This window comes from Alcaligenes sp. DN25, assembly GCF_023674485.1.
Lineage (GTDB): Bacteria > Pseudomonadota > Gammaproteobacteria > Burkholderiales > Burkholderiaceae_B > Alcaligenes > Alcaligenes phenolicus.
In genome coordinates this window covers 1,317,948-1,340,747 of sequence record NZ_CP098408.1, presented here as the reverse complement: position 1 = coordinate 1,340,747, position 22,800 = coordinate 1,317,948, and the positions used below count along the sequence as shown (strand labels likewise).

The 22,800-nt window shown below is 55.4% G+C and carries 19 protein-coding genes and 2 tRNA genes; 5 read left to right on the top strand and 16 right to left on the bottom strand.

Going from position 1 to position 22,800, the window contains the following annotated elements:
- Positions 1-16 precede the first annotated feature (16 nt).
- On the top strand, positions 17-706 hold the full coding sequence (locus NBV64_RS06160; RefSeq protein ID WP_009457595.1) for an ABC transporter permease: 690 nt from the start codon (positions 17-19) through the stop codon (positions 704-706).
- Entirely contained in the window at positions 706-1,407 is a 702-nt protein-coding gene (gene hisM / locus NBV64_RS06155; protein ID WP_022983563.1) for a histidine ABC transporter permease HisM, read from the top strand. Before NBV64_RS06160 ends, hisM begins: the two co-directional genes overlap by 1 nt.
- A gap of 84 nt (positions 1,408-1,491) precedes the next feature.
- Here hisM and NBV64_RS06150 read toward each other — a convergent pair whose 3' ends face one another.
- From NBV64_RS06150 to scpB, 10 genes are all read right to left on the bottom strand, one after another.
- On the bottom strand, positions 1,492-1,950 hold the full coding sequence (locus NBV64_RS06150; protein WP_009457599.1) for a DUF1641 domain-containing protein: 459 nt from the start codon (positions 1,948-1,950) through the stop codon (positions 1,492-1,494).
- Positions 1,951-1,964: 14 nt separating this feature from the next.
- Entirely contained in the window at positions 1,965-3,155 is a 1,191-nt protein-coding gene (locus NBV64_RS06145; protein ID WP_022983562.1) for an NAD(P)/FAD-dependent oxidoreductase, read from the bottom strand.
- Positions 3,156-3,518: 363 nt separating this feature from the next.
- Positions 3,519-5,336, bottom strand: a complete 1,818-nt coding sequence (gene typA, locus NBV64_RS06140; RefSeq protein WP_009457601.1) for a translational GTPase TypA — start codon at positions 5,334-5,336, stop codon at positions 3,519-3,521.
- A gap of 3 nt (positions 5,337-5,339) precedes the next feature.
- Positions 5,340-6,092 (bottom strand): tRNA pseudouridine(55) synthase TruB, encoded by a 753-nt coding sequence (gene truB, locus NBV64_RS06135; RefSeq protein ID WP_022983561.1) that lies wholly within the window; start codon positions 6,090-6,092, stop codon positions 5,340-5,342.
- Between the two features lie 33 nt (positions 6,093-6,125).
- A complete protein-coding gene (gene rbfA / locus NBV64_RS06130; protein WP_009457603.1) occupies positions 6,126-6,539 on the bottom strand; it encodes a 30S ribosome-binding factor RbfA in 414 nt (137 codons plus the stop codon).
- 3 nt (positions 6,540-6,542) lie between these two features.
- Positions 6,543-9,599, bottom strand: a complete 3,057-nt coding sequence (gene infB, locus NBV64_RS06125) for a translation initiation factor IF-2 (protein ID WP_009457605.1) — start codon at positions 9,597-9,599, stop codon at positions 6,543-6,545.
- A gap of 67 nt (positions 9,600-9,666) precedes the next feature.
- Entirely contained in the window at positions 9,667-11,151 is a 1,485-nt protein-coding gene (gene nusA, locus NBV64_RS06120) for a transcription termination factor NusA (RefSeq protein WP_009457606.1), read from the bottom strand.
- Positions 11,148-11,639 (bottom strand): ribosome maturation factor RimP, encoded by a 492-nt coding sequence (gene rimP, locus NBV64_RS06115; protein WP_009457607.1) that lies wholly within the window; start codon positions 11,637-11,639, stop codon positions 11,148-11,150. Before rimP ends, nusA begins: the two co-directional genes overlap by 4 nt.
- A 323-nt stretch (positions 11,640-11,962) precedes the next feature.
- On the bottom strand, positions 11,963-13,780 hold the full coding sequence (gene rluB, locus NBV64_RS06110) for a 23S rRNA pseudouridine(2605) synthase RluB (RefSeq protein ID WP_250756907.1): 1,818 nt from the start codon (positions 13,778-13,780) through the stop codon (positions 11,963-11,965).
- A 2-nt stretch (positions 13,781-13,782) separates the two neighbouring features.
- Complete coding sequence (gene scpB, locus NBV64_RS06105; RefSeq protein ID WP_235484337.1) at positions 13,783-14,742, bottom strand: SMC-Scp complex subunit ScpB; 960 nt, start codon at positions 14,740-14,742, stop codon at positions 13,783-13,785.
- 132 nt (positions 14,743-14,874) lie between these two features.
- Between scpB and NBV64_RS06100 the strand changes: the two genes are divergently transcribed.
- Together NBV64_RS06100 and NBV64_RS06095 are read left to right on the top strand one after the other, a co-directional pair.
- A tRNA-Met gene (locus tag NBV64_RS06100) sits at positions 14,875-14,951 on the top strand.
- Between the two features lie 831 nt (positions 14,952-15,782).
- Positions 15,783-15,859 (top strand) — tRNA-Met (locus NBV64_RS06095).
- Here NBV64_RS06095 and NBV64_RS06090 read toward each other — a convergent pair.
- From NBV64_RS06090 to NBV64_RS06080, 3 genes are all read right to left on the bottom strand, one after another.
- Entirely contained in the window at positions 15,838-17,418 is a 1,581-nt protein-coding gene (locus NBV64_RS06090; protein ID WP_250756906.1) for a recombinase family protein, read from the bottom strand. The two genes, NBV64_RS06095 and NBV64_RS06090, sit on opposite strands and share 22 nt — an antisense overlap.
- Before the next feature lie 75 nt (positions 17,419-17,493).
- Positions 17,494-17,682, bottom strand: a complete 189-nt coding sequence (locus NBV64_RS06085; protein ID WP_219235836.1) for a helix-turn-helix domain-containing protein — start codon at positions 17,680-17,682, stop codon at positions 17,494-17,496.
- Positions 17,679-18,158, bottom strand: coding sequence for a hypothetical protein (locus tag NBV64_RS06080; RefSeq protein ID WP_250756905.1), 480 nt, complete (start codon positions 18,156-18,158; stop codon positions 17,679-17,681). The genes NBV64_RS06085 and NBV64_RS06080 overlap by 4 nt, the downstream gene beginning before the upstream one ends.
- 153 nt (positions 18,159-18,311) lie before the next feature.
- Here NBV64_RS06080 and NBV64_RS06075 point away from each other — a divergent pair, with 153 nt between their 5' ends.
- Positions 18,312-18,998: a hypothetical protein gene (locus NBV64_RS06075; RefSeq protein ID WP_250756904.1), complete on the top strand. Its 687-nt coding sequence runs from the start codon at positions 18,312-18,314 to the stop codon at positions 18,996-18,998.
- A gap of 198 nt (positions 18,999-19,196) precedes the next feature.
- Here NBV64_RS06075 and NBV64_RS06070 read toward each other — a convergent pair whose 3' ends face one another.
- The 3 genes from NBV64_RS06070 to NBV64_RS06060 are packed head-to-tail and all read right to left on the bottom strand — an operon-like array spanning position 19,197 to position 22,799.
- Positions 19,197-20,921 (bottom strand): hypothetical protein, encoded by a 1,725-nt coding sequence (locus tag NBV64_RS06070; RefSeq protein ID WP_250756903.1) that lies wholly within the window; start codon positions 20,919-20,921, stop codon positions 19,197-19,199.
- 52 nt (positions 20,922-20,973) lie between these two features.
- Complete coding sequence (locus NBV64_RS06065) at positions 20,974-21,660, bottom strand: cell division protein FtsK (RefSeq protein ID WP_250756902.1); 687 nt, start codon at positions 21,658-21,660, stop codon at positions 20,974-20,976.
- 5 nt (positions 21,661-21,665) lie between these two features.
- Positions 21,666-22,799 (bottom strand): hypothetical protein, encoded by a 1,134-nt coding sequence (locus NBV64_RS06060; RefSeq protein ID WP_250756901.1) that lies wholly within the window; start codon positions 22,797-22,799, stop codon positions 21,666-21,668.
- Position 22,800: the final 1 nt, after the last annotated feature.

Below are 22,800 nucleotides of genomic sequence, written 5' to 3'. Positions count from 1 at the left end.
CCTGGATACCTGAACCATGTTGCTTTACGGTTATGGGCCGCAGTTGCTGGTCGGCACCTGGGAAACCATCAAACTGGCCGTGCTCTCGCTGCTGGTTTCCCTGGTGCTGGGTCTGGTCGCTGCCCTGATGAAACTGTCCCGCACCTCGCTGCTGCGATGGGTGGGCGGTTTGTACACCACCTTGATCCGGGGCGTCCCGGATCTGGTGCTTTTGATGTTGTTCTTTTTCAGCTTGCAAATCTGGTTGAACGAACTGACTGACTGGCTGGAATGGGACATGATCGAGATCGATCCCTTCGGAGCCGGTGTGGTCACGCTGGGCTTTATTTATGGTGCTTACTTCGCCGAAACCTTCCGCGGCGCCCTGATGGCCATCCCCAAGGGCCAGATGGAAGCGGGCAAAGCCTGTGGCTGGAGCGCCTGGCAAGTTCTGCATCGCATCCAGATTCCTCAGATGATGCGCTACGCCCTGCCCGGACTGGGCAATAACTGGCAGATCCTGCTCAAATCCACCGCGCTGGTGTCCCTGATCGGCCTGAGCGATGTGGTCAAGATTGCGCAAAATGCCGGTAACGCGACCTTCAACTCCTTCCTCTTTGTGGGCATCACTGCCCTGATCTATCTGGGCCTGACCGCCGTCAGCAATATTGGACTGGGCTACCTGGAGCGACGCTACAACATTGGCGTGAAAGGAGCACAGTTCTAATGGATGTTCTGAACGAATTCTGGCGCGCCTATCTGTACCAAAGCAATGGTCAGCTCTCGGGTCTGGCCATGACACTTTGGCTGCTGGTGATCTCGGTTGCCATCGGCTTTTTCCTGTCGATTTTCATGGCCATTGGCCGTGTCTCGGGCAAGGCCTGGCTATCGCGCCCTATTGGTGCCTTCACCTACTTTTTCCGTGGCACTCCCTTGTACGTGCAGATCCTTTTGATCTACACCGCCATGTACAAGCTGGCCATCGTCAAATCCGTGCCTGCATTGGAAGCCTTCTTCATGAGCGGCTTCAATTGCATGATTCTGGCACTGACCTTGAACACTGTTGGCTACACCACCGAGATTTTTGCCGGAGCCATCCGCTCCATGCCTCCCGGTGAAGTCGAGTCGGCCCGTGCGTATGGCATGTCCGGCTGGACCTTGTACCGCCGCGTGATTCTGCCGCAAGCCCTGCGCCGTGTGCTGCCTGCTTACAGCAATGAAGTGGTGCTGATGCTGCATGCCACCTCGCTGGCCTTTACAGCCACCGTCCCGGATCTGCTCAAGATTGCTCGTGACGCCAATGCGGCCACCTATCAAACCTTCACCTCCTACGGGATTGCTGCACTGATTTACCTGTGCGTGTCCTTCATTCTGGTGGGCATTTTCCGTATCGTGGAAAAGCGCCAAATGGCATTTTTGAATCACTGAACGCTGAGGTGCTGAGGTGCTGAACAAGAAAAAAGGGCCGCTTTCACAAGCCGCCCTTTTTTCTTTAGCGATACAGCTACCGTATCAATCCCCCATATGGTCCAGGTTCTGATAACGCATCTGACGCCCCATCACACCGGCCATCATCAGAAAGAACGTCAGGCCACGTCGCACTTCCGGCTCCTTAGCCAGGCGTATAAGCCCCATCAGGGTCGGGGTGGTCTCCGTAGCTCTCACCTGGTCCGCAGCCATACGTGCGGCGTTTCCAACCGACCAGGCAGCCCCTACACCCTCCTCAAAGCCCTTCATGAGCTTTTCAAGCATATAGTCGTCGCTCATATCGACCAGATCGGCCAGCAGGGACACCGCATCCACCACCCGATTCAAACGACCACCGGCCAGCAAAGGTTCGATCTTGCCGATCAGTTCATCCAGGCCCTTGATGCCCGGATCCTCTCCAAGCAGGCTTTCCAGGGCGGAAGGGGACTTCTGAGCAGCGCCCGCATCACCGGGATTCAAGGATTTATCCGATACCGAATTCATCTGTCTCTCCTGAATTAGACCAAGCCACGGGCCACGGCCCAGTAAATACCCCGGTTAAAACCCTTGCGCAGCAGTCCACCCAGTTTGGTGGGCGGCGTAGGATGCACATCCTCCTTGTAGTCGTACCAGAGGGGCATACCGCCCTCCAGACCCATTTGGGCTACCGCCACCACCCGGCCATCGTATTCGTCGCTGGTGCGCCCAAATCGCAACTCTGAGGCCAGGTTGTTGACCACTACGGGCGATTGGTTATGGCAGGAGCCACCCGCTTTACTGATAGGCAGGTCCACCGTGTCACCCAGCACGTATACATTGTCCAGCCCCAGCACCTTCATGGTTTGGTGATCGGTGGGGACCCAGCCCTCGTTGTCGGCAGCTTGAGAAATCCCCGAGTCACGTACAGCAGGCACCGCCGTAATGGGAGGAGTCGCCATCAGGAGGTCGAACGGCTCTTCTGCGCCTTCTTCGGAATAGGCAATCTTGCGTTCAGGGTCTACACGGCTCAGGGTGAAACCGCGTTGATGCTTGATGTCACGATCCTCAAAAATGGGCGGCAAGACCTGACAAACCTCGTTCTGCATGAACAGACAATTACGCAAAAGCTGGGAGGTCGTGGGATAGGTATAAGCAATCTCCACCTTGTCGCGTACACCACGACGACGCAGGTACTCGTCCAGCATCAAGGTTGTTTCTACCGGTGCAATACCGCACTGGTGAGGGACGTTATGGGTTTTGGGGAAGGTGACCGTTACCAGTACGCGGCCTTTTTCCAACTTGCTCAGGCGGTCAGCCAGTTGACGCGCAGGAGCATGCTGATAGAAGTGATCACCGCCCTCTTTCAAACCTTCAATTTTTTCCGGAGAGGGCACGCAGCCCGTAGACAGCACCAGGTAGTCGTAATCAATCTTCTTGCCACTGGTGCAATGCAGGCGGCTGGCCTTGAAGTCAAAACCACTGACTTCCTCTAGCTGAAAATCAATTTCGGGGCGCAAAAGTGAAATTTGCGGACGTCGCAACTCGTCCCTGAAAAAAGCATCAAACGCCACGTACATAAAAGCGGGCTTGTAATAATGCCAGGGAGAGTTGGACAGCATGGTAATGCGGACTTTACCAGAGCGAATTTCCGGGTATAGCTTGGTCACTAAATGATTGGCGGTCATCGTACCGCCAATACCACCACCTACAATCACAATATGCTGCACCATCAGTATTCTCCTTAATGGGGGAAACTGCGCACCGGCTCTTGCAATGAAAAAATCTTTTCAAAAACAAGAAGATGCCCAGCTACAACTGAGACTTTGCAAAGCGAGCTTGGTAATGTGTCCAGCCAGTTTGTATCAGGCAGGTATTAAGCAGAAATTAAAGCAACTCATCAGACTCAATAAGCCACTTAATCAATTTTATTTATCCCACACCCTTTCTTGAATTTAAAAATCAAGCTGGGGTGCTTATGCATACACCCCAGCTTTTTAATACCGCGTTCTAAATCCGGCTGACGCCAACCATAGTAAGACAAAAAAAACGCCTGCATCAAGCAGGCGTTTTCTCGTATCGCTAAACCCGAAAAATTAACTTTCGCGTTGGCTGCGACGGCGCTCGTGTTCTTTCAGGTAACGCTTGCGCAGGCGAATGGACTTGGGAGTCACTTCAACCAGCTCGTCGTCATCCAGGAAGTCCACGGCGTATTCAAGAGTCAGACGAATAGGTGGAACCAGATCAATGTGCTCGTCCTTGCCGGAAGCACGCACGTTGGTCAGTTTCTTTTCCTTGATGGGGTTAACCACCAGGTCGTTGTCGCGGCTGTGAATACCGATGATCATGCCTTCGTACAGAGCATCACCCGGGGACACAAACATGCGACCACGATCCTGCAGCTTCCACAAGGCGTAGGCCACGGCATCACCGTCGTCCTGGCTGATCAGCACGCCGTTACGACGCTCGCCAACCGTGCCTTCGCGCATGGGGCGGAACTCGTCAAAGGTGTGGCTCATCAAGCCGGTACCGCGTGTCAGCGTCATGAACTCGCCCTGGAAACCGATCAGGCCACGGGCGGGAATACGGTACTCCAGACGTGTACGACCACGGCCATCAGCAACCATATCCTGCAAGTCACCACGACGACGACCCAGTTCTTCCATCACGCCGCCTTGGTGGCCGTCTTCGACGTCCACGGTCAGCTGCTCGTAGGGCTCCATCTTGACGCCGTTCTCTTCACGAATCAGCACGCGTGGACGCGACACGGCCATTTCATAGCCTTCACGACGCATGTTTTCGATCAGAATGGTCAAGTGCAACTCACCGCGACCGCACACTTCAAATACGGTGTCGTCGTCGGTTTCGTTAACACGCAAAGCCACGTTGGACTTCAATTCACGGTCCAGGCGATCACGCAACTGACGGCTGGTCACGAACTTGCCTTCACGGCCTGCCAGAGGCGAGGTGTTCACCATGAAGTTCATGGTCAGCGTAGGCTCGTCAATGCGCAGCAAAGGCAGAGCTTCCTGGTGAGCAGGATCGGTCACCGTGCAACCAATGCCCAGCTCTTCAATACCGTTGATCAGCACGATGTCGCCGGCTTCAGCTTCATCTACCGATACACGCTCCAGGCCCTTGAACTTCAGAACCTGATTGATACGGCCTTTGATGACTTCGCCATCAGGACCAAATTTCACGACCACGTCCTGGGCAGCGCGCACGCGGCCACGGTTCACACGGCCTACACCGATCTTGCCCACGTAGGAGCTGTAGTCCAGCGAACAGATCTGCAACTGCAACGGTGCGTTGACGTCGTCCTCACGCTGGGGCACATGCTCCAGGATAGCGTCGAACAAAGGACGCATATCGCCTTCACGCACGTCTTCGGTCAAACCGGCGTAGCCCGACAGACCCGATGCGTAAATGATGGGGAAATCCAGCTGTTCGTCGGTCGCGCCCAGTTTGTCGAACAAGTCGAACGTGGCGTTGATCGCGAAGTCAGGACGAGCGCCGGGACGGTCAACCTTGTTGACCACCACAATCGGACGCAGACCCAGCTCCAGAGCTTTGCGAGTCACAAAGCGGGTTTGAGGCATGGGGCCTTCAACCGCATCCACCAGCAACAACACGCCGTCAACCATGGACAGCACACGTTCGACCTCACCACCAAAGTCAGCGTGACCGGGGGTGTCGATAATGTTGATGTGGGTGCCTTCGTATTCAACGGCACAGTTCTTCGCCAGAATGGTAATACCGCGTTCTTTCTCGATATCGCCCGAGTCCATGACACGTTCGGAGATATGTTCGTTGTCACGGAACGTACCTGCCTGTCTCAACAATTGATCGACCAGGGTGGTCTTCCCGTGGTCAACGTGGGCAATAATGGCCACATTGCGCAATGCGCGTCTCATAACTCATCCTTCTGATTGAAGTTTTTTGGGCAAAATCTCGGTAGGCAAGCTCTCGATGGCCAGCAAGGCCGACATCGGGTCTTCCATCGCCTGCAACCCGTCCAGGGTGTAGGCGTCGTCGATATGAAAAGGTCCTAATTCTGTCCGGCGCAAGGCCGTCAGATGGGCAAAACACCCCAGAGCACGTCCAATGTCTTGCGCCAGGGTCCGGATATAGGTTCCCTTGCTGCAACGTACAAACAAACGCGCCGATTGCGGCGTAAAGTCTTGCACCTGCAAATCGTGAATCACGAGATGTCGTGCCTCACGTTCCAGCTCTATACCCTGACGGGCATATTCATACAGGGGCTTGCCATCGCGCTTGAGCGCGGAATACATGGGCGGCACCTGGGTAATGGGTCCTCGGAAAGCAGGTAGAACTGCCTCCAGCGCCTCGAGGGTGACACCGGCAAAATCTGCCGGAGCCTGGGACACCACATTGCCGGTCAAGTCACCTGAATCGGTTTCCTGCCCAAACTGCAAGGTAGCTTCATAGGCTTTGTCTGCTTCCAGCATCGTGGCGGAAATCTTGGTAGCCCGGCCAAAACAGCAAACCAGCAGGCCCGTTGCAAACGGGTCCAGGGTTCCAGTATGGCCAGCTTTGCGGGCATCCAGAGTGCGGCGGGCACGCTGCAAAGCGTGGTTGCTGGACATTCCGTCGGACTTGTCCAGTAGCAGCACACCATCAATCAACTGCCCGCGTTTTCGCGTAGCCATCGTGTGTCAATCCGTGAAGAAACAACAGCCGCGTCAGGGCTGTTCGTCTGGCTCGTCCGATTTGGAAGCAGAGCCAGTCAATTCGCTATCGGCCTGGTTGGCGCTGTCGATGAGCTTGGAGAGCTCCATGCCGCGTTCCAACTGTCGGTCGTGATGAAAATGCAGAGTAGGAACCGTGTGGATGTGCAGCAGCTTGAACAGCAGCGAATGCAACCAACCGGCCTTCTCGGTCAAAGCCGCCTGAGCGACTTCGGGCTCGGCGCCCAGCACCGAGTAATACACTTTGGCGTGTGCGTAGTCTGGAGACAGCTCCACGCCGGTCAAGGTAATCAGACCAGCGCGGGTCATGTCGATCTCGCGCTGGATCAGGACCGCCAGATCCTTCTGGATCTGGTCGGCCAGGCGCAGGTTGCGCCCCGGGTTTGGTTTGGACTTGTGTCGTGCCATAAATTACAGTGTCCGGGCGATCTCTTTGATCTCGAAGATCTCAAGCTGGTCGCCCACTTGGATGTCGTTGTTGCCACGCAGCGTGATACCGCAATCGAAGCCGGAACGCACTTCCTTGACGTCGTCCTTGAAGCGGCGCAGGGAATCCAGGTAGCCACTCCAGTGCACGACGTTGTTGCGCAGCAAGCGAACTTGCGAATCGCGACGGACCACGCCTTCGGTAACCATACAACCGGCGATATTACCAATACGCGACACGTTGTAGACTTCGCGGATTTCAACCATACCGATGACTTCTTCGCGCTGCTCGGGAGCCAGCATGCCGGACAGGGCTGCTTTGACCTCGTCAACCGCATCGTAAATGATGTTGTAGTAACGCAGATCAATGCCGTTGGCTTCAGCCAGTTTCTTGGCGCTTTGCTCGGCACGGACGTTAAAGCCGATCACTACCGCGTTGGAAGCAATCGCCAGGTTGACGTCGCTCTCGGAGATGCCACCCACGGCGGCGTGTACAACCACCACACGCACTTCGTCGGTAGACAGCTTGACCAGCGACTGTACCAGCGCTTCTTGCGAGCCCTGAACGTCGGTCTTGATGATGAGCGACAGGGTTTGCATGCCTTCGCCCAGATTGTCGAACATGGACTCCAGCTTGGCGGCCTGTTGACGCGACAGTTTCACATCACGGAACTTGCCTTGACGGAACAGCGCGATCTCACGAGCTTTACGTTCGTCAGCCATCACAACCAGTTCATCACCCGCAGCGGGCACTTCAGTCAGACCCTGGATTTCTACAGGAATCGACGGACCAGCCGAATTCAGCGACTTGCCGGTTTCGTTCAGCATGGCGCGAACGCGACCGAAGGAGGCGCCGACCAGCACGCTGTCACCACGGTTCAAGGTACCGCTTTGAACCAGGATGGTGGCCACAGGACCGCGGCCCTTGTCCAGACGGGCTTCAATAACCGTACCCTTGGCAGGTGCGTCAACCGGAGCCTTCAACTCCAGCATTTCGGCCTGCAGCAGCACGTTTTCCAGCAATTCGTCGATGCCCTGGCCGGTCTTGGCCGACACAGGAATAAAGGGCACATCGCCACCGTATTCTTCAGGCACCACTTCTTCGGCTACCAGTTCCTGCTTGACGCGCTCTGGATTAGCTTCAGGTTTATCAATCTTGTTGATCGCCACCACCAGCGGCACGCCAGCGGCGCGAGCGTGGTGAATGGCTTCACGGGTCTGGGGCATCACACCGTCATCGGAGGCCACCACCAGAATCACCACGTCAGTGGCTTTGGTACCGCGGGCACGCATGGCCGTAAAGGCTTCGTGACCGGGGGTGTCCAGGAACGTAGCCGTGCCACGTTCTGTCTTGACGTTGTACGCACCGATGTGCTGTGTAATACCACCGGCCTCGCCCGAGGCGATCTTGGCACGACGGATGTAGTCCAGCAGCGAAGTCTTACCGTGGTCAACGTGACCCATGACAGTTACCACTGGAGCACGGGGCTTCAGTTCGGCGTCGTTCTGAGCATCGGTATCGACCAGGAAGGCTTCAGGATCGTCCAGCTTGGCAGCAATCGCCTTGTGACCCAGCTCTTCGACCAGAATCATGGCTGTTTCCTGATCCAGAACCTGGTTGATGGTAACCATCTGACCCAGCTTCATCAGGTGCTTGATCACCTCGGCAGCCTTGACGGCCATCCGGTGAGCCAGATCGCTGACCGAAATGGTTTCCGGCACGTGCACTTCACGGGCAATGAATTCTGCCACTTGCGGTTCACGGCGCTCGGCCTGAGCGTTGCGGCCACCACGACCACCCTTGCCACGACCTGCCTTGGCATTGGCTTTCCAGCCTTCACGACCACCACCGGCACCGGCGGAAGCCACATCAGCCTTGGAAGGCTGCTTCTTGCGGCTGGCATCGCTGGTCCAGCCAGGGGTGCTGTCAGTCTTGACGGGTTTGCCCGGGGCCTTCTCGGTCTTGGAGCCTTTGGCGTCTTTCTTCTGAGCGCCCTTGGCACCTGCCTTGCTATCAGCCTCTGGCTCGGGAGCACGCAAGACCTTACGAGGACGGTTCAACATATCGCGCAACGCAGCGGCTTCGGCCTCTGCGGCCTTACGGGCGCGATCACGATCCTGGTCTTGCTCCACATCGGCGGCAACAGGAGGAATCACCGGGCCACGCACTGCACGGCGCTGACCAGTAGCGGCCATATCCCGAGGTTTTCCAGTCGAAGTGGGCGTTTTAGTCCCTTGAGGGTGCTGATTTTTATTCACAGAGTTAGCTTGACGGGCGTCGTTTACAGATTTAGTAGGTTCCACGGGCTTTTCTTGGGCCGTAGGAGAGGGAGCCGATTCGGCCTTTTCCTGAACAGGCGCTGCCGCAGCTTCGGATGGCTCCGTTGCAGCAGGTGCTTGTTCCTGAGGCTGAGGCTCGGGTTTCTTTGTATCTTCCTGAGCAGCCTCAACGGGCTGTGCAGGAGCAGCAGGTTCGGGCGCAGGCTCGGCAACAGGAGTCGGCTCGGGAGCAGCGACCACTTCGGGTTCAGGCTCTGGCTTGGGCTCAGGCTTGGACTCGACAGGGGCTTGCTCTTTCACAGGAGCTTCAGGAGTTGCTGCCACAGGATCTACGGGCTTGCTGACAGGCGCGGCAGGCGCCTGTTCAACAGCCGGTTTTTCCTGACTGGCCGCCTGGGCCTGAGCAGCTTGCTCCTTTGCATTTTCCTGTGCCAATGCCGCATTGGCTTCTGCCACCAGCTCGGAGGGATCACGCTTTACAAACACGCGTTTTTTGCGTGTTTCCACCTGAATCGTGCGGGAGCGACCCGATCCGTCATCCTGACGGATCTCCGATGTTTGACGGCGAGTCAGGGTGATCTTGTTGCCTTCCTGACTGCCGTGCGAGCGGCGCAACGATTCAAGCAGCTTCGCCTTATCCGAATCAGTGATGGCGTCATCAACTGATTTGAGCTCAATACCTGCGCTACGCAACTGCTCCAGCAGAACATTCGCAGGCATTTTCAGTTCTTGAGCGAACTGGGCGACAGTGTTACTCGACATTCGACTCTCTCTTGCTTTACTACAACTATTCTTAATGAATACAACGCGCGGGACCTAGCTAGACATATCAGGCCTCGTCGTCAAACCAGTGGGCACGGGCACGCATGATCAGTTCGCTGGCCGCATCTTGCGCCAGGCCGGTCATCTCGGACAGTTCGTCCGTTGCCAGTTCCGCCAGTTCATCCAGCGTTGTAATCTCGTTTTCGGCCAGTACGGCGATCAGCTCGGGCGTCATGCCCTCGACTCCTGCCAGCTCCTTGACCGCGGTCTGTACCAATTCTTCCTTGGCGATGGCCTCGCTCAGCAGCGCATTGCGGGCGCGGGCACGCAGCTCGTTGACGGTTTCTTCGTCAAAGGCTTCGATGTCCTGCAATTCCTGCAGAGGCACATAAGCGATTTCTTCCAGACCGGTAAACCCTTCGTCGATCAGAATATCGGCCACGGCTTCGTCCACATCCAGACGGGACATGAAGGTAGCGCGCAATTCTTCGCGCTCTTCGTCCTGACGGTTGCGGCTTTCTTCCGGTGTCATGATGTTGATCTGCCAGCCCGTCAATTCCGATGCCAGACGCACGTTCTGACCACGCGAACCAATCGCCTTGGGCAGGTTTTCTTCGTCTACCACCACATCCATGGCGTGCTTGTCTTCGTCCACCAGAATGGATTCGACGTGCGCCGGTGCCAGAGCACCGATCACGAATTCGGCCGGATCATCGGCCCACAACACGATATCGACCTGCTCGCCGCCCAGTTCGTTACGCACCGCAGTAACGCGCGAACCTCGCATGCCCACACAAGTACCGATAGGATCGATACGCTTGTCGTAAGCAATAACAGCGATCTTGGCGCGCACACCCGCATCACGGGCAGCGGCCTTGATTTCCAGCAGGCCCTGTTCGATCTCGGGTACTTCGTTCTCGAACAGTTCTTTAATGAATTCAGGTGCTGTACGCGACAAGATGACCTGCTGGCCACGTGCTGCGTAGTCCACCTTCTGTACCCAGGCGCGGACACGGTCGCCCACGCGGATATTTTCCTTGGGGATCATTTCCGAACGAGGCAAACGTGCTTCGATCTTGCCCATTTCGATAATGGCATCGCCCTTGTCCATGCGCTTGACCGTACCGGAAACGATGGTCTCACCACGCTCCAGGAAGTCGTTGAGCACTTGCTCGCGCTCGGCATCACGGATTTTTTGCAGGATGGCCTGCTTGGCAGCCTGGGCACCGATACGGCCAAACTCGATAGGCTCGAGTGGCTCTTCGATGTAATCGTCCACTTGCAGCTCGGGATCGATCTCCTGGGCGTCCGACAGCATCTCCTGCTTGTCGGGCTCTTGCAGACCGGCCTCGTCGGGCACGACCAGCCAGCGCCGGAAGCCTTCGTGGGCGCCGGTTTCCCTGTCGATTTCCACACGGATATCGACATCTTCCTTGAAGCGCTTTTTCATGGCCGAGGCCAAGGCGCTCTCGAGCGCGCTGAACACGACATCACGCGCTACGGATTTTTCACGCGCCAGCGCATCGACCAGCAATAGAATTTCGCGACTCATCGCTTCTTACCCTTGAAATCAAGAACGGGATCCAATTTGGCACGATCCACCTGGTCATAGGTGAATTCGACCTGCGTCAGCTTGCCCGATGCTTCGTCCAGTTCCAGCCTAAAAACGGTATCCAGCGGAACACTAGCCGGTAGCGCCCCTTCAGGAGCGTGGAGCGTACCCACAAACACTTTCCGATTGTCGAGCGCCTCGTGCAGGCGCACCTGCACCCGACTGCCCGCAAAGCGCACGTAATCGCCAATACGCAACAAGGGGCGATCTATCCCCGGCGAGGCCACTTCCATGCGCTTGTAATCCACGTTTTCCACTTCGAAAACGCGTGATAATTGTTTAGACACCCATTCACAGTGTTCGATACGCACCCCTTCCGGGTGATCGATGACGATGCGTAACAAGCCTAGCGGCGCACGCTCCACGTCCACCAGTTCGTACTCGGTACCCGCCAGGGTCTCTTGTGCCAAAGCTAGAATGTCTGCCATAAAATCCAAAAAAAATGGGCTGTACGCCAGCCCATGGTCACCATGCACGCTTGAGAATCAAGCGGGCCCTGGTCTTGCGCATTGCCAACGTCAAATCGGGATAGTTGCAGGCGCAACCGAACCGGATGATCTACGCGGTCTTTGCCTTGAAAGACCGCCCTATTCGCTGGCGCGCAGCATCAAAAAAGACCCAGCCGACACAAACGTCTCTGAGCCAAGTTCTATATTCTACCAGAAAACCGGAAAATACGTGCATTCACACGGCCTTACAGGCCCAAACCGCAGGGTTCGGGCCACAAACTCAAAGTCCGTGCGTCCTGGCTTTACCGGCGCCCGCGTCCCAGGTGGGATTCATGGGCCGCCGAGCTGGCTGGTTGCCAGTCATCATCACGACGGCTGACACGGCGCACCACCGTTGTTTTCTTCACATGAGCCTTGGGCGTTTGCCCGGCTCCGGCACGATCGGACGCGCCGCGACGGGCCGAAGGCGCACGTCCTTCCTGAGCACCGCGAGCGTGACCACCACGGGCCTGCTCACCGCGCGCCTGATCGCCACGCACTGGACGGCGGCCATTGTGCACACGCGCACCTTCCTGCGAACGCCCCTCGCGACCGCGACCTTCATGCGCGCGTCCTTCCGAAGAACGCCCTTCCGCCGAGCGACCGCGTTGCTGGCCACCACGTACACCCTGACCGCTACGTGGAGCACCACGCCCTTGACCACCGTGTTCACGACGACCACCATCAGGATGGCCATTGGCCAGACCACCGCTAATGAACAAGGCACCGCTGACGGATTCGTTTACACGCACATTATTTGAGGAGCGACCGCGACCTGCCACACGACCACCACGCCCCATGCGAGCACCACTCAGACCGTTGTGCTCCAGCGTACCGAAACCGGGAGGCAAAGCACTGTCGTGGGACAGAGGTTGACGTTCGCGACGCTGGTGGGCGCCTTCGTCATCCGATTCTTTCACCAGCCCCAGGCGCAGCATGAATGCCATCACCACATCAGCATCCAATTCTTCCCAACGGCCACGGCGCAGATTCTTAGGCAGACCCACATCCCCAAAACGGGTGCGAATCAGACGGCTGACCGTCACACCCATCGCTTCAAACATACGGCGCACTTCACGGTTACGGCCTTCATGAATAGTGACGCGATACCAACGGTTGCTGCCTTCGCCACCCAAAAATTCGATCATGCCGAACTTGGCCACACCGTCTTCCAACTGCACGCCATCGCGCATGGATTGCATTTGCTCTTCGCTCAGCTCACCCAGAACACGTACAGCATATTCACGCTCGGCACCGTAGCGCGGATGCATCATGCGGTTGGCAATATCACCCGATGTCGTGAAGATCAGCAAACCCTCGGTATTCAAATCCAGTCGACCGACCGACAACCACTTGCCCACTTTCAGGGAAGGCAGGCGACCAAACACGGTGGCACGGCCTTCGGGATCGTCGTGCGTGACAATTTCGCCAGCCGGCTTGTGATACAGAATCACGCGCGGAGGACGCTTGGTGTTGGCACGATTGATCAGTTGACCATTGATACGCACCTTGTCATCGGCACTGACACGCTGACCGATATGGGCAGGTTCGCCATTCACGGAGACACGACCTGCAACGATCAGTTCTTCCATATCGCGGCGCGAGCCGATACCGGCTTCAGCCAGCACCTTGTGCAATTTAGGCTGCACCAAGTCGCTGCCCATGTATTTACCCAGGCGCTGCGACAAACGACTTTGCTTGTCCAGATGGCTGAATGCGATGTCATCATCACCATCCAGAATCACAACCGGAGCGTCGTCAGCAGGGTTGGAGTAACGAGCGGCCTGGGTGTTGCCTGGTCGCTTGTTGGCGCCACCGCGTGTATCTGGACGACGACCAGCAGCCGCAGGTTTGCGTCGATTGTTTTGTGGGCGAGCTGGGCGGGCCTTGGCCTCACCAGGAGCGGCCGCCTGGACCTCTTCATTCTGGCGGGGAGCCGACTCTTGCGTGGCATCGCCACGACGGCGGCGAAACGGCGTGCGCAGCTTGCGCCCCTGGCCCTTCGCGCGGGGATTCTTGGGGTCGGCCGCGCCAGAGGCGTCCGACATGGAGGCTGTGTTCGTCTCGTGCGAATCAGTCATTTTTAATCATTTACTCCAGAGTTTTTTATTTCATCCGGTACCTGTATATCCGATAGGCCAGCCGCAGCCTGGGCCTCATCCACGGGGTCCGGTGTCGTATTCACTTCAGCTTGTTCGGTTTGTGGCAGCTCCGCTTCTGAAACCGCCTCAAGCAAATCGTCCTGACTGCCTGGCTCGGAATCCAGTTCGGACTCCAGCTCAAGCTGAGCAACAGAGGCCTGTAGCGGCTCCATGCTCACTTCCAAAGCAGCGTCTTGCTCTGCTTCTAGTTCTATTTCTTGCCCTGCTTCGGAACCAGTTTGCTGCCCTGCCACAGATGCAGACTCTTGCTCTGCACCCTGCTCTGCCGCTTGCTCCTGGCTCTGATCCTGATGATCCCCGCCCTGCTGTTGATCTTGCTGTTGATCCTGTTGCTGATCCCGTTCTTGATCCAATTCTTTGTTCTGCTCCTGATCAGCCGACGCAGCTGCTTGCCCGTTTGGCAAGGAAGCCAAGGCATCCAGGGAGTCCAGAGTTTCAACCGAAGGCAACTCATCCAAAGAGCGCAGACCCAGATCATTCAGAAACTGACGGGTCGTTCCCAGCAATGCCGGGCGTCCGGGCGCATCACGATAGCCCAGCACTTCAATCCAGCCCCGATCCTCCAGGGTACGCACAATTTGAGTCGATACGCTCACACCACGTATGTCCTCAATATCCCCACGGGTAACAGGTTGCCGCCAAGCAATAATCGCCAAGGTTTCCAGCACGGCCCGCGAATACTTGGGCGCGCGCTCCAGACTAAGACGGGACAAAAACACTTGCATGGCTGGGCGACTTTGAAAGCGCCAACCCGAGGCAACCTGAACCAATTCCAGGCCACGCTCTTTCCAATCCAATTGCAAGATAGCCAGATAACGGCGCAGATCATCCGCGCTCAGCGGCGGGGAGACAAACATTTTGCGCAACTCGGCGCTGTTCATGGGCTGCTGTGCACACAGCAAAGCCGTCTCCAGGACTCGGATTATTTCACTTTCAGTCACTGCTGGGAAGCCTCACTTTCTGGCGATACTTGCATAAAGCAAAAATTCCATGTTAGTATTTATCTTTTCCGGCGCGGGGTGGAGCAGCATGGTAGCTCGTCGGGCTCATAACCCGAAGGTCGTAGGTTCAAATCCTGCCCCCGCAACCATCACCCGGAACTGCTTAGCAGAATCAAACAAGCCAGCCAATTTGTGCTGGCTTTTTTGTTGCCCGCTGTTTTGATCTGCAATCTTGCGCGCGGCGCAGCCCACAGTCAGAACACGCAGGCCAGCCATCAGCGCTATGGCAACAACCCCAGCCCAAGCAAAGGCCACTACAGCAGCCGCAGCACGCATCCGAATCACCATCGTCGCCATCGTCGGGCCTTTTTGCATCGGGCCGGACGCGCACGCAAGCCCGCCGCCCTGGCTCAAACCAGAAACAGCCGCTTTAAAAGCAATTAAAAATGTTGTGTAAGCACACATGCTGATGATGAGTATGTCCGCAAGCCCTATCGGACTGGATTTGAATTGGCGCTCCTGATTGGCGGAACGCGAAAACAGCACAACAACGTTTGGGGCAATAACTGATCGGGGCGACAGGTCTACATTGTCAAATGCCAACATCAAGGCACCAACAGACCACCGCAGGGCTTATCGATTGCCTAAACCTGAAGCAAAGCCAGAAACAGAGAAATTCGTTTTGCCGGGACATCCCGCCTAGTAGGGGAGCCGACTGCTATCAAAGCCAGATGCCAGCCATCAAGAACTGGTCGCTATACAGGAAGCCGCTTGCGCGTTTGAACTTTTTGAAATGCCAGTCCGGCTGAACCTGTAAGCACAGTTCGTATTACACCATTGCGACCAGCAAGACGCAAGAAAATTGAGGATCGTTTTATCCAGCCTTTATGCCCCTTCCAGCGGCAATCGCCAAATATTGATGAAATAAACACGCCACACTATGTACATAATCAAAAACTATGTTATAGTTACTTTTCTGACGCGGGGTGGAGCAGCATGGTAGCTCGTCGGGCTCATAACCCGAAGGTCGTAGGTTCAAATCCTGCCCCCGCAACCAAACGTAGAATCAGCCTCATGCGAAAGCATTGAGGCTTTTTCTTTATCCAGGGTTACCCAAACGTGGCCCTCGGCATCCTTTTCTATTACTGGCTGTCCCAGTATCTCCCTTAAAAGCTCCTTTGCCCGATCAAGATCTGTGGCCAGAATCTCGTCCAGATTTTCCAGCATCGTGCGATACCGGGCGACAATGTTCGCCATGCTGCGCATTTTGAGTTCGGGCTGTTGCCGTTCCTGCGATGGCGCCTGCAGAACTGCCAACTCTGACTCAGCAGCCTGTAGACGACTGGCCAGCGCCGGAGATATCCCGACTTGGGCAATAGCATCGATCAAACGATCTATCTCTGCCTGACTGGCTTCGATCTTCCGTTGCGCATCCGCCTGTGCTTGAACTGACTCGCGCCGCTGGGCAGACATCAAACGCCGCACCTCTTGCTCCAGTTCGTCAATTGCTTCCGGAGTAAGGATCTCATCACGCACAATCCCCAGCACCAGATCATCCACCTTGTCTCGGTTTACACTCACACCCGTGCAAACTGCCCTGCCCCGGTCCTTCCGAATCGAGCATCCGTACATCACCTTGTTCCAGGCGATGATAGGGCCACCACAAACACCACACTTCAAAACACCACTCATTAAGGTGCGCGTAATAGGTGCCCGGCCAGGCCCACCCTGCGCACGTGTTCTTGTCATGCGCGCCTTTGCCCGCTCCCACGCCTCATCAGACACGATCTGTAGTTCTGGAAGATCCTGAGTAATCCACTCCTCAACAGGACGATCGATACGAACACGTTTTCCCGTGTCAGGGTCCTTCATCCACTGCGAGCGGTTCCAAATGTACTTCCCTATATATAGAGTGTTGTTAAGAATCCCGGAGCCACGCTGTGGATGCCCATATACAACAGATACCGACCAGGTACCGCCGCGCAACGCTGGAACCTTGAGCCGGTTCAGCTCGTGGGCGATCCGTTGGACAGACCATCCATGATTGGCGTACTTCTCGAAAATCCAGCGAACCCAACCAGCTTGCTCTTGGTTCACCTCCAGCCGATTACCACCCTCAACGGGAACAGTCCGGTAACCAAAACTCAGGCCACCAGCATGCATGCCGCGACTGACCTGGCCAGCTAGGCCTCGATGTGTCTTTGCTCGCAAATCGTCAAGATAGACCTCATTAATCAAGCCGCGCATACCGCGATGCAGCTTGCGGGCCGATGAGTCCGAGTCATAACCGTCCAGTACGCCTACGATGCGGATTCCCCGGTGCTCCAGCCGGCGAATGACGCGCTCCTGCTCCACCATATCCCGCGACAAACGGTCCAACCCTTCAACAAGAAGAACCTCAAACCGCCCAGCCAATGCGTCTGCCAGCAGTTGCTTTCCACCTGGGCGGGCGGCCACCGGCGTGGAGCCGGACACACCTTCATCGGTGTGCCGGACCACGATCCGGAAACCTATTGCGGTGGCGCGTACATCGCAGACACGCTCCTGGGCGGCAATACTCGTCTCACGTTGGCGGTCGGTAGAGAAACGGCCATAGAAGGCTGCTGTGATTTCCATTTGCTGTTCTGTTCCTCTTGAACAAGTTGGTGGGCAAGCCAGTGTACGAGGGCTCGGTGCGCTGGTTTCAATGGCTTATTCATGGGCTACCCCCTTGTGATTGGCTTTCATGATGTTGAATACCGTGGATCTGGAAACGCCAACCTCCAACGCTATCTGTCGCTGGCTGAACCCAGAGGCAGACAGCTGCAGCACGCGAGTCTTACGGTCTGGCGTGCGTTGCAGACGCGCTAGCTGCGCGGCCATATGCTGAATCGCGGTCATGGTGTGGCCTCCAGGCATTCTTTAATTTGTGTTTGCAAAATCAGATCACGAGCTTCGTCATGCGGAAGAAGACCAGCAACCTTCCGCATTCCGGGAAGCAGAGCCCGAACGCTGCTGATGTCGGACTCTGTAATGGGCATGCTGTAGTGCAGCTTGTTGGCCAACTGGATCAGCGCACTCATATCGATGGCCCGGTTATGCCGGATCGCCCACATTTCAAACAAATCGACCATGCCCTGCAGCGCTGGCACCATGGCAAACCAATCGTTCTCAAGCGGTGCCAGGAAAATTGGGCGGCCACATTGATCTACGTTAATGGTCCCGTTCACCTCCAACTGGTCAAGAATCTCTTCCAGAGGCCCCAACACAGTTGCAGCTTTGACGATCATGGGTATTGGCAAAGGACGCTGAACCCGTCTCGTGGCCCTATGTCTGGCCTGCATGCGCTCAGCTTGGCGTCGCTGTTCACGGTTCATAAAACTGTCCAAAAAAAGAAAACCCCAGTTGAGTAAGGCAATTGGGGTTGTAGGTGTTGCTGTAACCATTACGCTTCATAGGGAAGACATCCCATGTCCAAATCGACTATGATCTTTGCGGATTTAGGCAAGGGAAATTAGTAGGGGACGTGGATGAGCGAAAAGAAATGTAGTTGTGAACGCGAAATGCTTGGTGCTCTAGTAGCTGGAGCAGCACTTGGCGGGGTGATCACTTTCACCTTATTAGTTTATTTTTGGGAGTGGGGCGTGGTAAATGGGGCACAATGGTGGGACGTAATGACTGCATTTGGAACAGTAGGTGCAAGCGCAGGGGCTTTATATACAGTTCTATTAGGGACAATAAAAAATAACAGGGAAAAAAATGAAAATGCCAGATTGGTTATCAAGGGATTTGAATTTGCATTTTCAAAGTTCCTAGAAGAAACCAAAGAAATAGACATGAAAAAACTTTGCTACTCACCAACCAACAAACCCAACTCAAACGAAAAACCCTATCTAAAGATGATAGAATCCTTAGAAGATATAATAAAAATAAAAATAAACGACACTCAAGATTCAACCTTATTAATTTGCTCCACAAGAACTCGGCTCAACATCTATAGATCAATAAAAATATCTAAGGAAATAAATGAAAAAATATCAAATAAAATAAAAAAAGTAAGAGACCCATCAAACGGAAAAGAGCACAACACGTACCAATGGCTTAACGAAAAAGAATCAATGGACCTTGATAATTTAAAAAAAGAGCTAACCGAAAGATCAGAAAGGATATTAATTTTTTATAAAAACCTAAATAAAAAACTAAAATCATATACATGACCTGAATTTTAAATTAAAAACATTTACCGTTTCGCCTCCACCCAAGGTAGCTTAACTAAGTCAGAAAGACCGACTAAACCCACACCGGCGTTTGGGAAAGAGCAGGATAAGGCCTTCAAAAAACACTCCTACCCAGTTACAGACTAGGATTTCCCCAAAAATAGCTAAAACCATCCACTTTGCCCCCACAAGTAGCGATTAAACGCTTACATGCAGTTTCCCGCTCTCAAGCCAATGCCCACTGCATTGCGGGAACTGAGCAAAGTTCGGCAGTTTTTTGAAGGTGCCAAACAGAAGCGCAGTGTTCAGGTAAGCGGACTCTGCCAGGTGATCCAAGCCATCGATCAGTTCTGACCGCCCAGGCAAGCTGAGAACGTCCACCTGATCCAGAGTCACAAATCGAGCACCGGACAGATTGGCCAGCACCAAAGCAAGAATGGTGTTGGTGCGCCAACGCTCAGACTCGGACAGCAACACGTACGCCCGGCCACCCGCGCTTACCATCATGTCCTCGTCAATGTAGACACATGGCCAGTCGAATGTTTCAGAGACCTGCTGAAGCTGCTCATTGACTGGCCCGATGGCTTTTGCCAGGATCTCGGCCGGGATACCGTCAGGCGACAGTGCATCAATGGCGGCCTGCCATTGCTGTGCCAACTGGTGATGAGATTGTGCCTGCTGAGTTTTTCGCTCTGCACCTTCCCGAGCCTCTTTCGCTGCGGTCAAAGCTTTCAGCTGATCCTTGATCGCTGCAAACTCCTGCTGCAGCTCGGCCAGTTCAGCTTGCACAGCCTCAACTTCACGTTCACTGCCCTGCTCCACCGTCGCTTGGCTTTCCAATCGTGAACCTGCAGCTTTGGCCAACTCAATAGCCCGCTTGTCAGCTGCCACACTGGTCACCATCAAGCCATGGGCTTTAATGGCCTGCGGCAGTTTCTGCTGATCCTCTGGCTCCGTAGGCTCCGACGCAAGCAATGCTCCGTGCTCACTTTGATATGTGTACAGAAGCGCGTCCGCTTTATCCTTACCCTCGAACTGGCCCCCGTTCACATCGATGAACTCAAGCGCATCGAACAAAGCCAGAGCCAAATCGTGCACCAACCCTTTGCGGTTTCTCGCACCGTCTTTGCCGGATAGACGCTCAAGCTCCGCCTTCCACTTTTCAAGCTCTGCTTCATCAAAAGCCAGCTTCTTTTCCAAGCTAGGTAGGCGATCAAAAATAGCCTGATCATTCTGACGGCTCTCTTGATAGGCCAACCAAGCTTTTAGCTTCTGCTCTGCCGCTCCTAAACGAGTGCGAGTTGAATCAATCTTGCCGGAAACGGCCGAGCGCTTGGATTCAAGGTCTTGCAGACCGCTTAAATCTACATCAGCAGGCAACGGGGCCTGCCAAGCCTGAGCCTTCACATGGCCGTAATTTTCGCCTGTGGTTACCTTCCACGATGCTTTGGCATCTCGGCAACGCTCCTCGGCAAACTTGGCCGCAGCAGGGAAACCAGAACGCAACATGGGTATGACCGCATTGATAACGTCCTGGTCCAGATTCCGCTGCTGGAGCAAAGCTTGAACCTCCTCACGGGAGCTGGATGCCCCCGTAATTCCGAACAGCAGTTTGCGTCGATCATCAGATGCACTGGCCGCAAACAATGCAGGATCCATGCAATAAGGTAGCGTGGCACTGATCTGCTCCCATTGCCGCTGCTTGAAATCATGCTGCACCTCCTGGTCACCACCGGGGGCGGTGAACTGGGCTGTACCAGAATCAAACTCTACGGTGATCGACCCCGCCGCCATCCCTTCATACACCAGTTGGCCAAGGTCTTTCTTTTTCAGAACGCGCTCAGGCATACCGAGAAACGCTGCCCGTACAGCTTCACGCACGCTGGACTTCCCTGCTGCATTGTCGCCAGCGACCAGCACCACGGGGCTGGTCAGGGACAAGGTAACCTGCTGGGCCCCCAGCAGGCCCTGGACATCAATCTTGCTGATCTTCATCACTTGCCTCCGGCTCTCGTTGTTCCGCATGCCAATCCTTCCAGCCCTTGATCCACTGGATGCACAGAGGACCGGCCATTACAGGGCAATCAGCCTGTGCCCTGCCCTCCTCGGCAGCAATACGGCCATCCAGATATGCTTGATTCAGATCGGCCTGCAATGGCTGCTGTTCAATCGCAGGCACCTCACGGACCTCAGCATCCACCACATTGCTATCAGGCATGCCGTCACCATCGTCGTCTGTGTATTCACGCCCCAGGTCCATAGCACGCTGATCATGCTCCCCTTGAATATCATTCATGCCGCCGGTGTGATCTTCGGCATTGGCAAGAACAATCAAGCAAGCTCGTCCCACACTGTCGAACAAATCATGACGGCCCTGGCTGGCTTGGCTAATCTTGAACTGCGCTTTAATCCCATCCTTGGCAGTGACTTGTTCCAGGTCAGCAGCGATAGTGGTGCGGCCATCGCTGGCCAATACGTGGACCGCCATATTGATCTGGTATTCAACACGGGAACGTAAGCGGTCGATCACATCGTCCTGCTTGGCCTTTGTCAGAGCTACCCATGGTTTCGGCAGTAGCTTCAACTCTGTCACCAGGGCCTGCAGCAGGTCTCGGCCAACACTGTCAGCCGTCATTTCCAAGATGTTGCTCTCTGTTGTCATCGGGGTTACTCCATATCAGCTGCAGCCCGGCGGGTGCGAGTTTGTGCGGGGGCTTGGGTTGGTTGATCCACTGGCACGTGAACAACGCCGTCCAGCTCGTCCAGGCGTTGGCGGTATGCGGCGCTCAGACGTTCTTGCTCGTCCGGATGGCAGTCTTGAATGTTGTCGGCTGCCAGACCAAGAATTTCGTGATCCTTGGAGCCTTGAATGTTGGCCAACACCTTTTCGGCATCCAGATAGTCCTGGGCTGGCGGCTGCGAGTTATCTTCCTGAGCCTTCTGGTCCTTGGATTCGGACAGTTCAACGTCCGTGACACTCTCACTGGCAGTACTGGCTGCAGTCTGTTCAGCCCGCGGTTCAGACTCAGGCCGCAAAGATCCGACGTCTACATGGATCGTGCCGTCGGGGGCAGTCGATGCCTCAATAACCTCCTGAGCTTCTTCAGCAGACTGCAAGCCCATCAGCAACTCGGGGGCGTAAAGCTTGCCGAAGAAACTTGCAGTGCGATAACGCAGCATGACTTCATCCATCGTTTGCCACTTACTGCCATTTTTTGTGTACCAGCCCTCTTTCACCGCCATTTCAATCGAGACGGGGGGCGACTCCAGCCGCTCACCCGTCTCTTTCTCGATGGCCCAGGCCACACACACCTTGTCTTCAACTTCAATGGTGTTGCGTACTTCCTGCCGCTGTCTGTTCTCCCACACAAAGGTGACGTACTCGATTTGGCGTTTACCGCGATTCTTGATATCGAATCGGAGCGGCGAGAATCGTCCGCAGCCATTAATCGCGGCGATGATCCATTGCGAAGACCAGGATGGTCGGCCTTCAACGATGTACAGGTTCTGCATGACCATCAATGGGTCTGCACCCATCCGATTAGCCATATTCAGTGCAACGACAGCATTGGCCAATGCGTTGGGGTTCTGGCGGCTGTCGGTGACATTGCCGTAGCGATCGGTCTTCTCGATCACAGATCGATACGCTGCTGGTACCAGTGTGCTGCTGGAGAGAAGTTTGGCTGCGCGTTGCATGAGCTCGAAACTGTCTGAGTTACCGAAGCCCATAGATACTTCGGTTCGGCCAGCGGCGTTGCGCGCCTGAGCCAAGCTGGTGGAGGCTGATTGTTGTGTTGCCATG